Below are 10,151 nucleotides of genomic sequence, written 5' to 3'. Positions count from 1 at the left end.
GAATCAGCGGGAGGCGCGACGGCCGCCGGTGACGGCGGGGCGGCAGCCGGCGTGGCGCTCGTCGACTCGTTCGCGTCACCGACCATCACCCCCATCCCGATGAGGAGCGAGCGGAGCTTCTTGGGGTGGGCTGCCTTGTGCCACATGGGCTTCACCTCGTAGAGGTCGCCTCCGTCGAAGGACTCTCGGGTGGAGATCCAGATGTCCTGTCCGGCCTCGTGGATGCCGTCGATACGCCAGGGCTGGTTGTCGTGGATGAACCACGTCAGGCGAATTGCCGGGACGTCACTGACCTCTGCCGGCTGCGTCGTCTGGCTCGTGGGGGCCTGGCCGCCGCTGATCCCGGTCACGCCGATCTCGCGAACGAGCTCGTCGTAGATCGCCGTGCCGGTGATGGCGGCACCGGCCCGCCCGTCGGTGTAGTTGGTCGCCAGCACCGACGTCGGGCCGCCAGCGTGGGCCGGGCCGATGCCGACGAGGGTCAGGAGGGCCAGGAGCAGCCCGAGGATCGACAGGCGCCCGATGGGGCGCTGGGGGCAATGGCTGCGACTGTTCGGTGTCAGCGGCATCGGTGTCTGCATCATGCGTGGCCTCCTCGCCGGGTCCGCGGCCACGTCGTGCGGCCGGTTGGGTGAGTTACACCGCAGCCGCGGTCGAGGTTCCGGCCCGCTCATTCATGGGCCGACCTCGGCGGCGAGAGCGAGGGCGGCTTGCTTGGTCGCAGCGCCCTCGAGTCGATAGGTGATGTCGGCGCCATCCTTCGGGACGACCCACACGAGGGTCGGGCGGGCCGTGCGCGGTGGCGCCGTCTGGGTGGCACCGGATCGATCGATCCATTGCAGGTCGTGGTCGCCGGGTAGCCATAGGGCGCTGTTGCCGCGCACGTCGGTCCACTCGACGTCGCGGGCGGACTTGAGGAAGCCATAGTCGAGTGAGCCTGTGAGCACGTCCATGATCAGCGCAGAATCGCCTGTCCCCCAGGTCATTTCCACGACCTTGCCCTGATGGAGCACCATGATGGAGGTCGGGCCACCCAAAGACGCCGGCACTGCGAAGTCGAGGCCGACTCGGGTGCGCGCTTGCTTCAGCGCGGACAGCGACTCGTCCTCGTCGACCGGACTGGTTGCCGTCACCCGGGGCGACACGGACTGCGGCGTGCTCGTGCCGGGGGACCCGGTGGCCGACGTCGTGGGCGTCTGCACGCGCACGCCACCGAGCGAGATCCAGTCCAACACCGTGGCCCGGACCGGCGGCACGAGCAGGAGCCCGCCCACCAGAGCGCCAATGCTCGCAGCGATCTTCGCCCGTCCCCAGCGCCGACGGCCGGGCGTCGCCGGACGGGCTCCGCCGACAACGTGGACGTCCTCGTCGGCGGTCACCCGGGCCAGGACCTGCGCCGTCAGGTCCGGGCTCACGGTCGGCGCCGGGAGAGCACGACCGAGGTCGATCAGTTCCTCGGCCAGCGGGTCCGCGTCGTCCATCTCACGCATCGGCCAACTCCTCTCGCAGCACGCTCATTGCCCGGTGCAGACGTGACTTCACCGTGCCGACGGCGACGTCGAGCGCGGCGGCCGTCTCGGCCTCGGACAGTTCCATCAGGTAGCGGCACGTGACGACCTCCCGATACACCTGCGGCAGAGCGGAAACCGCGGCATACAACCGTCCGTGACGGTCATGGAGTTCGGCCGTCTCGGCAGGGTCGCGGACGAAGGACGTGCGCGCGTCGAGCCGCGCGGCCGCGTCGTCACGACGCAATCGGCGCTCCTGTGCCCGCTGCCGGTTGCGGGTCTCGTTGATGACGATCCGCAGCAACCACGGCCGGAAGGCCGCGCCGTCGCGGAAACCGGGCAGCGCGGCATACGCCTTGACGAACGCCTCCTGCACGACATCCTCGGCCTCCCCTCCGGCGCCATTGAGCCAGGCCAGGCGCGTGGCTATGCCCGCGTGGGCAGCGACGAGCACCGCATACGCGCTGGCATCTCCAGCCCGGATGCGGTCCATGGCCTCCGCTTCGGCGGATGGGTCCTCGCTCACCGTCCTCCTGTGTCTCTGCGGGCATTACACCGCAGGACGACAGGAGGTTCCGGCAGGCTCAGCTGCCGAAGTCCGGTCGCAGCGGATACGGCGCAACTCCGCCGGACCCGACCTTCTGCGCCAGCACTTGGTGCAGCTGAATCTCGTTGCGCCTGAACCCGAGTGAGCTGCCCGCGAGATAGAGGCCCCACACGCGAGCGGTGGCCTGCCCGGCGTCGCCGACGCAGGCGTCCCAATTGGCCGAAAGATTCTTGGCCCAGGCGCGACAGGTGCGGGCGTAGTGCTCGCGCAGGTCCTCGACGTGCCGGACCTCGAAGCCCTGGTCGGCGATATCGTTGATGATCGTGCCGACCGGGGCGAGTTCCCCATCGGGGAAGACATAGCGGTTGGTGAAGCCGCCTTTTGCGATCGGGCTGAAGTGATTGTTCGGCCGGGTGATGCAGTGGTTGAGCAGGCGACCGCCGGCGACGAGCCGTTCGTGCAGGAAGGCGAAGTAGCCGGGGTAGTTCTTGATGCCGATGTGCTCGGTCAGGCCGATGGAGGAGATGGCGTCGAAGTCCGACTCGGTGACATGGCGGTAGTCGTCGTGCCGGATCTCGGCGCGGCCGGTCAGCCCCTCTCGTTCGATCCACGCTTGGCCGTATGCCGCCTGCTCCCGCGAAAGCGTCACGCCGAGGGCGGTGACGCCGTAGTTGGTGACGGCGTGGCGCACCATGCCGCCCCAGCCGCATCCGACGTCGAGCAACCGCATGCCGGGTTTGAGGTCGAGCTTGCGGCACACGAGGTCGAACTTGTTAGCCTGGGCTTCCTCGAGCGTCGCGTCGTCACGGGGGTAGCACGCGCACGTATAGGCCATGGATGGCCCAAGTACCTTCTCGTAGAAGGCATTCGACACGTCGTAGTGGTGGCTGATCGCCTGGGCGTCCCGCGCCTTGGAGTGCCGCAGGCCCTCGGCGAGCCGGCGCCAGCCGGGCGGATTCTCGAGATCGGGGAGCTCCGGCGGCACGAACATCCGGGGTCCGAGCGAGGTGAGGATGTCCTTGACCTTGCGGGGCTCGGGAATCCGGGGGGCCAGCTTGTCCTTGACGCTGTCGAGCAGGTCGTAGGGGTCGCCCTCGTCGAGGCCGACGATGTCGAGGTCACCCTGGACGTAGGCCCGCACGAGGCCGAGTTCGCCGGGGGCGCTGACGAGATAGCGCAGGCCGCGCTCGTTCTTGAGGTCAATGAGGATCCCGGCACTCTGGTTGCCGCCGCTGGATCCGTCGTACGCCTTCAGCCCGAAGGCGGCGTCGTGGCCGAAAATCTCGTCCACGATCGCGCCGATGGTCATGGTCATCGCCGGCCCACCGCCTTGGCATAGAGGTCGGGCAGTCGGCCGTCGGGGTCATAGAGTTTTTTCACGCGCGCATACTCCTCGCCGCCATAGAGCGACCAGAACTCGTCCTGGTCGTAGTAGGCATCGGAATAAAGGGACTTGTGGCCGTCGAGCGCGTGGACCTTGTGCTCGATGGCCTTGTTGACGTCACCGTCCGCGGCGCTGGGGACGATGGGGACCGCGGACCAGAACCCGACGTTGACGTAGTCGCGTCCGGCCTCGAGCGGATAGTGGGGCCACGGCCGCACTCCGTGGCTGGTATCGCGGAGACGTATGGGGCACAACCAAATCGGTTCGATCGGCACATTGGTCAAGAACCAGTCGACGAACTCGGCGGTCCGCTCGATCGGGATCTCCACGTCCTGGACGACCCGCTCCTGAGGCAACGCGCCCCGGCGCTGCTGCAGCGCGGCATACCACCCGTGTCTGTTCTCGAAGCGGATGACCTTGCCGTAGACGTCGCTGCGCAGGTAGCGCTTGGGTATGACGCGGCGCACGAGCGGTTTCTGCACGAACAGTCCGCGGGAGCACCAGAACCAGTCGGTGTCCCAGCGCCAGATGTAGTCGCGGATCGTCAGGAAGTCCTCGTGCCAACCCTGGATCGAACGGTAGTAGATCCGCCGGCCGGTGTAGTCGGAGGTGTACGGCGGGGTTGAGTCGGTGAAGTGCGCGATCACCAGGTAGGACTCGTCGGCCGAGAACACCACCCCGTCGATGAAGTCGACATGGTGACCTTCGAATTCCCTTGTCGCCAATATCTTTTCGAGAGTGTCGACGAGCGACGGCACCGAGGTGAAGCGGACGTGGCGGAGCCGGACATGCGGCTGGACCGGCTCCAGGTCGATCATCAGGCGGACGCTGTAGCCCAACGAGCCGTAGGAGTTGGGGAAGGCCCGGAACAGGTCGCGGTGCGCGTTGTCGTCCGTGGCCGTGAGGATCTCGCCGCTGCCGGTGAGGATGTCGAGTTCGCGCACGGACTCGTGCGGCAGGCCGTTGCGGAACGAACTCGACTCGATGCCCAGGCCCGTGACCGCTCCCCCGAGCGTGATCGTCTTCAGCTGGGGCACGACATACGGCATCAGCCCGTGCGCGAGCGTCGCGTCGACCAGCGTCTCGTAGGTGCACATGCCCTGCACCTGAGCCACCCGGGAGGCCGGGTCGACCTCGACGACCCCGGCGAGACACGAGACATCGAGCCCCTGAGCCCCCATGTCCTCGCGCGGCCGGAACAGATTGGACGTCCGCTTGGCGAGGCGGACCGGCGCCCCGGACGGCAGGGCCGCGAGCTGTGCGCGCACCCGACCCACGGCGGCAGCATGCCGGTCCCATCCGATCGGCTCCGCGTTGTGGTGTGTCATGTGCTCGCTCTTCCTATTCCACCAAGCCTGCACAATAGTCAGATTGACCACGCGAGTGAAGTCGGTCTCAGATCCACTCGGCGCGCAGGCGGGAGATGGCGACGTCGAGGTCGAGACCCAGATGGCGGGCGGTGGACGCGTAGCCGCGGGCGGCCACGGCGAGTTGCTGCTGATTTCGCGCGGCCGGGACCGCGGCGGCGGCGAGCACTACCGTGCCCGTGCGGACCCGGGACGCCACGAGCCCCTCGGCCTCGAGCTCCTTGTAGACCCGGCCGATCGTGCCCGGAGCCAGGCCCAGATCGGACGCGAGCTGCCGAATGGCCGGGAGGCGGTGTCCCGCCGCAAGCTGCCCGGCGGCGATCATGCCGGCAAGCTGACTGCGGACCTGTTCGTATGGTGGCGTGGGGCTGGCAAGGTCGACCTCGAGATTCACGAATGCGCTCGCGACGGGTGCGGGAGCTGCATCGCCGTGGACGCTTGGCTTCCCGGGCTCGTCGGCTGGGTGCCCGCCTCCCACCCACCGACCGCGAGCAGGGCAAGCCAGTCCGCCGACGTGGCCGGATCGCCACGGACCCAAGTGCCGATCGGGAGAGTCACGGCCACGCCGCTCAGCAGCGTCACGAGGACCCCCACCCGACGCCAGAACCGACTGCGCGAGAGGGCTTTCGACACCAAAGGCGCGGTGGCCTCGGTGAGGTGGACGCCCTGTCGGCGCCGGAAGCTCTCCAGGCGCGCGGCCCGCGCGGACGTCGAATCGGAGAGGATCAGCGCCGCCAGGACGCCGAGGATGAGGAGATACACGACGAATTCGACGGTGTCGATCTGCACATCGCCATGCTCTCGCCAGTGAGTCAACGAATCAATGAGTCAATAGATTGACTCATTGGGTCCCGTGCTGGGCGGCGGCCGAGGCGTAGAGACAGATGGTCGCCGCCATCGCCAGGTTCAAGGATTCGGCCTTGCCGTAGATCGGGATCGACACCCGCTCCGCACACGCGGCGGCCAGGTGGTCGGGCAGTCCCTGCGCCTCGGTGCCCAGCACCCAGCAGTGCCGGCCGGCCAGGTCGACGTGCGGCAGGGTCAGGGCCGCTTCGCCCTCGGTGGCGAGGGTGCGTATGCCGTGACTCGCCACCTCGGCCAGCGTCGCCTCGGCGTCGAGTCCGGTGACGACGGGCAGGTGGAAGAGCGATCCGGCCGTGGAGCGGACGACCTTGGGAGAGAAGACATCCACCGAGCTGTCGGTTACCAGCACGGCGTCCGCGCCGGAGGCGTCGGCGGCCCGGATCACCGTGCCGAGGTTGCCAGGGTCGCGCACCTCCTGCAGGAACACGAGCAGCCGCGGCGACGCCGCCAGGACATCCGCCAGCGTCGGCTCCGGCTGCTGCGCCACCGCCAGCATCCCCTGCGGTGTCTCGGCATCGGCCATCGCCGCAAGCACCTCGTCGCTCACTGAGTGCACGAAAACCCCAGCGGCGGAAGCGGACTCGACCAGGGCGGCATACCGCTGCGCCGCGGCGGCGGTGACGTAGAGATCGACGACCGACGGCGCGGCATACCGCACCAGCTCGCGCACGCCTTGCGGCCCCTCCACGAGGAAACGACCCGAGCCCGCACGCACAGAGCGCCGGGCCAGTGCCGCGACCGCACGCACCCGATCGGATCGGGGGTTGGTCAGCGGGGCGCCGGCCCGGCGCTCAGAGTGGTGTCGAGACAAGCTCAGGCAGAAGCCTTCTCGTCGCCCGTCGCCGGCACATTGGCCTTGGCGATCTCGACGAGCGCGGCGAAAGCAGCTTCGTCGTTGACGGCGAGTTCGGCGAGCATGCGGCGGTCGACCTCGATCTCCGCGGCGCGCAGGCCCTGGATGAACCGGTTGTAGGTCATGCCGTTGGCGCGGGCGCCGGCGTTGATCCGCTGGATCCACAGGCGACGGAAGTCACCCTTCTTGGCGCGCCGGTCGCGGTAGCTGTAGGTCAGGGAGTGGTTGAGCTGCTCCTTGGCCTTGCGGTAGAGCCGGCCGCGCTGACCGCGGTAGCCGCTGGCGCGCTCGAGGACGACCCGGCGCTTCTTGTGGGCATTGACTGCCCGCTTCACGCGTGCCACGTGATTCTCCTTGTTACTTCTCTGATGCAGACGATGGGGGTTGAGCGGCCGTCAGCGGCCGAGGAGACGCTTGACCTGCTTGACGTCGGCGGGCGCGATCTCCACGTCGTTCGCGAGGCGCCGCGCGTGCTGCGGGCTCTTCTCGTGGAACTTGTGCACGTGGTTGGCGCGCTGGCGCATGATCTTGCCGCTGCCCGTGATGCGGAAGCGCTTCTTGGCCCCACTGTGGGTCTTGTTCTTCGGCATGGTGAGCCGATCTCCTTTGCTGGTAGCGGCAGCGGGCTGCCGCCGGGGTGTGCGTGTCGACGGGTGTGTCCCGTCAGGTCTCAGGACGCCTCGGGGGTGTCGGTGACGTCGGTGTCACTGACCGCTGGGGCGCTGGCCGGAGCCTCGGCCTCGGAGGTGGCCTCCGGGACGTCGTGCTCGGCCTGCCGGCGACGCTGCTCGGCGCGGGCCTCGGACTTCTTCTTGGTCGGGCCGATCACCATGACCATGTTGCGACCGTCCTGCTTGGGCGAGGACTCGACGAAGCCGAGGTCGGCGATGTCGGCGGCCAGCCGCTGCAGGAGGCGGAAACCGAGCTCGGGACGGGACTGCTCACGACCACGGAACATGATCGTGACCTTGACCTTGTCCCCCGCCTTGAGGAATCGCTCCACGTGGCCCTTCTTGGTGCCGTAGTCGTGGTCGTCGATCTTCGGGCGGAGCTTGATCTCCTTGATGACGGTATTGACTTGGTTCTTGCGGGCCTCCCGGGCCTTCATGGCGGCTTCGTACTTGTACTTGCCGTAGTCCATGAGCTTGGCCACGGGGGGCTTGGCCATCGGTGCGACTTCGACGAGGTCGAGATCGGCCTCGGCGGCCAGGCGCAGAGCGTCCTCGACGCGGACGATCCCGACCTGCTCGCCGTTGGGGCCGACCAGACGCACCTCGGGGACGCGGATCCGGTCGTTGATGCGAGGCTCGCTGATGTGGTGCTCCTTGCTCGGTTGTCAGGGGTGTCGCTCGCGCTCGGTCCGCGCCATAAACGACGAAGACCTCCCGCGAGGCTCGCGAGAGGTCGATCGGCAGCCGGTGAAACAGCGGCGGGTATGCCGTCGCATCCGTGCCCGTGTCGGTCACGGAATGCGCCGGTCCCGATCGAGCCGGGAACCCTGGACCCGGCTACCTGAGGCGGTAGAGCGCGGGTGGAAGTTGACTGCCGCCGACTTCTCTTGAGCATCCGCCCTGCTCGGGCGGGCCCGGGCACGACGAATCAGTTGCGTCAATGCTAGCAGCCTTGCCGGCCGACTCCGACCACATGATCAGCCCAGCCGGAAGGCCAGACCGTCGATCCGGGCGCGGAACTCGCCGTCGGCGGCCAGCCGCTCCCCCACGCTCGTGAGCAGGCCGTTGACCTGCGCCTGCGTCATACCCGGCCTCAACGTCAACTGGACCCCAAGGGTTCCGGGGGGTTGCGCGGCATATAGGGCATGGGCCTGGACGTCGGGGGAACCGGCGAGGCCGGTCTCGACGGCGGCGGCGACGAAGGGATCGGTATGCGGTGTGGTCCAGCCCCGCCGCATCGCCAGCGCCCAGACCTGACTGGATCGCAGCTCCCGCTCGCCGGGCGCGCCGAGGTTGAGGACGATGACATCGCAGCTCTCGGCGACGGCGGCCTGGCCGAGACGGTCGGCCGTCACCGGGACGGGGCGGGCGGACGGGTCCCAGGCGGCGAGTTCGGCGAGCCCGGTGAAGGCCGGCAGGGCGCGCCGACCGTCCGGCCCGACCAAGGTGATCAGGGCCATGTCGACCGCGGCGTCGCGGACGAGCCCGTCCGCCCCCGTGACGGTCTCCTCGGCGTGGGCCACGACGGCCACGAGGAAGCGGCCGGCCGCGACGGCGGCCATCATCGCCTCCTCGTCCGCACCTGCGAGAGCGGCCACGAGCGCCGGGTCACTGTCCCCCATGTCGGCCTCGAAACCGGAGGGCGTCAGGTCGCGCCGTGCCCACGGGACGCCGGCGGTGTCGGTGGCGTCGCCCGGCGCCACCCGGTGCGGGTGGTGGGCATGATCTCGTGGATTGCTCACGGGCAGTCGTCCGACGCAGGAGTCAGGGGCGGCCGGCGACGTCGAGCGCTTCGGGCAGGGTGAAGGCGCCCTTGTAGAGCGCGGACCCGATGATCGCCCCTTCGACCCCGGAGGCGACCAGCTGACGGATCGCGGCGATGTCGGCGAGCGTCGACACGCCACCGGAGGCGACGAGCGGCGCCTTCGTGTGCTGACCAACGGCTTTGAGCAAATCGAGATTGGGCCCGGCGAGCATGCCGTCCTTGTTGACGTCCGTGACGACATACCGCGAGCAGCCCTCGGCGTCGAGCCGTGCCAGGGTCTCCCACAGGTTTCCGCCGTCGCGCGTCCAGCCGCGGGCCGCGAGTGTCTCCCCGCGCACGTCGAGCCCGATGGCGACCTGATCGCCATACGATGCGATGGCCTGCCGGGTCCACTCCGGGTGCTCCAGCGCGGCCGTGCCGACGTTGACGCGCCGGCACCCGGTCGCCAGCGCCCGGGCGAGCGTCTCCTCGTCGCGGATGCCGCCGCTCATCTCGACCTTGATGTCCAGCCGCCCGACGATCTCGGCCAGCAGGTCCGCGTTGGACCCGGTCCCGAACGCGGCGTCCAGGTCGACGAGGTGGATCCACTCGGCGCCCTGCTCCTGCCACGCGAGCGCCGCCTCGACCGGGTCGCCGAACTCCCACCCGCTCCCGGCGACCCCCTGCTGCAATTGCACGGCCCGCCCGTCGCGCACGTCGACGGCGGGCAGCAGTTCCAGGCGGGGCAGGTCGGTCATGGCTCTCACTTCCACACAGGGGCGGTCATAGGGCACGCACCCAGTTCTCCAGCAGGTGCAGGCCGGCATCGCCGGACTTCTCGGGGTGGAACTGGGTGGCGAACAAGGGGCCGTTCTCGACGGCGGCGACGAAGGGGGCGCCGTAGTCGCACCACGTCACCAGGGGGGTCGCGGCGGCTAGATGACCGTCGGCGACGGGCAGGTCCCACGTCAGCGCGGCATACGAGTGCACGAAGTAGAACGACTGATCCGCGACGCCGTCGAAGAGCAGGGAGCCGGCCGGCGCCGACACGGTGTTCCAGCCCATGTGCGGGACCACGGGCGCCGGCAGTCGCTGGACCAGCCCGGGCCACTCGCCGATGCCCTCGACCGGCGCGGCCGACGGTTCGCTCGAGCCGTCGAAGAGCACCTGCATCCCGACACACACACCGAGCACCGGCCGCCCGCCGGACAGC

The 10,151-nt window shown here is 69.1% G+C and carries 14 protein-coding genes; all 14 read right to left on the bottom strand.

The window, feature by feature from the left end; all coding sequences use genetic code 11:
* Window positions 1–584, bottom strand: a 584-nt coding sequence (locus BN11_RS23495; protein ID WP_048696026.1) for a hypothetical protein, incomplete at its 3' end; no start/stop codon positions are given.
* A 90-nt stretch (window positions 585–674) separates the two neighbouring features.
* Entirely contained in the window at window positions 675–1,490 is an 816-nt protein-coding gene (locus tag BN11_RS06585; RefSeq protein WP_157044013.1) for a hypothetical protein, read from the bottom strand.
* Window positions 1,483–2,034, bottom strand: a complete 552-nt coding sequence (locus BN11_RS06580; protein WP_235435388.1) for an RNA polymerase sigma factor — start codon at window positions 2,032–2,034, stop codon at window positions 1,483–1,485. The genes BN11_RS06585 and BN11_RS06580 overlap by 8 nt, the downstream gene beginning before the upstream one ends.
* Window positions 2,035–2,092: 58 nt before the next feature.
* A complete protein-coding gene (locus BN11_RS06575) occupies window positions 2,093–3,370 on the bottom strand; it encodes an SAM-dependent methyltransferase (RefSeq protein ID WP_048696022.1) in 1,278 nt (425 codons plus the stop codon).
* The gene (locus tag BN11_RS06570) at window positions 3,367–4,767 is read right to left on the bottom strand and encodes an FAD-binding oxidoreductase (RefSeq protein ID WP_048696020.1); all 1,401 of its coding nucleotides are present in this window, start codon (window positions 4,765–4,767) and stop codon (window positions 3,367–3,369) included. Before BN11_RS06570 ends, BN11_RS06575 begins: the two co-directional genes overlap by 4 nt.
* A 67-nt stretch (window positions 4,768–4,834) precedes the next feature.
* The gene (locus BN11_RS06565; RefSeq protein ID WP_048696018.1) at window positions 4,835–5,200 is read right to left on the bottom strand and encodes a GntR family transcriptional regulator; all 366 of its coding nucleotides are present in this window, start codon (window positions 5,198–5,200) and stop codon (window positions 4,835–4,837) included.
* Window positions 5,197–5,595, bottom strand: a complete 399-nt coding sequence (locus BN11_RS06560) for a hypothetical protein (protein WP_048696016.1) — start codon at window positions 5,593–5,595, stop codon at window positions 5,197–5,199. The genes BN11_RS06565 and BN11_RS06560 overlap by 4 nt, the downstream gene beginning before the upstream one ends.
* 52 nt (window positions 5,596–5,647) lie before the next feature.
* Window positions 5,648–6,418 carry a TrmH family RNA methyltransferase gene (locus tag BN11_RS06555; protein WP_048696014.1) on the bottom strand — a complete coding sequence of 257 codons (771 nt, stop codon included), beginning with the start codon at window positions 6,416–6,418 and terminating at the stop codon, window positions 5,648–5,650.
* Between the two features lie 65 nt (window positions 6,419–6,483).
* A complete protein-coding gene (gene rplT / locus BN11_RS06550; RefSeq protein WP_048696012.1) occupies window positions 6,484–6,867 on the bottom strand; it encodes a 50S ribosomal protein L20 in 384 nt (127 codons plus the stop codon).
* A gap of 51 nt (window positions 6,868–6,918) precedes the next feature.
* Window positions 6,919–7,113 (bottom strand): 50S ribosomal protein L35, encoded by a 195-nt coding sequence (gene rpmI / locus BN11_RS06545; protein ID WP_048696010.1) that lies wholly within the window; start codon window positions 7,111–7,113, stop codon window positions 6,919–6,921.
* An 80-nt stretch (window positions 7,114–7,193) separates the two neighbouring features.
* Window positions 7,194–7,796 (bottom strand): translation initiation factor IF-3, encoded by a 603-nt coding sequence (gene infC, locus BN11_RS06540; protein ID WP_048696009.1) that lies wholly within the window; start codon window positions 7,794–7,796, stop codon window positions 7,194–7,196.
* A gap of 375 nt (window positions 7,797–8,171) precedes the next feature.
* Window positions 8,172–8,936: an SseB family protein gene (locus tag BN11_RS06535; RefSeq protein ID WP_048696004.1), complete on the bottom strand. Its 765-nt coding sequence runs from the start codon at window positions 8,934–8,936 to the stop codon at window positions 8,172–8,174.
* Between the two features lie 22 nt (window positions 8,937–8,958).
* Window positions 8,959–9,696 (bottom strand): bifunctional 1-(5-phosphoribosyl)-5-((5-phosphoribosylamino)methylideneamino)imidazole-4-carboxamide isomerase/phosphoribosylanthranilate isomerase PriA, encoded by a 738-nt coding sequence (gene priA / locus BN11_RS06530; RefSeq protein ID WP_048696002.1) that lies wholly within the window; start codon window positions 9,694–9,696, stop codon window positions 8,959–8,961.
* A 25-nt stretch (window positions 9,697–9,721) separates the two neighbouring features.
* Window positions 9,722–10,151: imidazole glycerol phosphate synthase subunit HisH (hisH, locus tag BN11_RS06525; protein WP_048695999.1), on the bottom strand; the 430-nt coding region annotated here is incomplete at its 5' end.

This window comes from Nostocoides australiense Ben110, from assembly GCF_001050535.1.
Taxonomy (GTDB): domain Bacteria; phylum Actinomycetota; class Actinomycetes; order Actinomycetales; family Dermatophilaceae; genus Nostocoides_A; species Nostocoides_A australiense.
The sequence above is the reverse complement of the archived record's forward strand: the minus strand, read 5'-3'. Positions and strand labels throughout refer to the sequence as shown.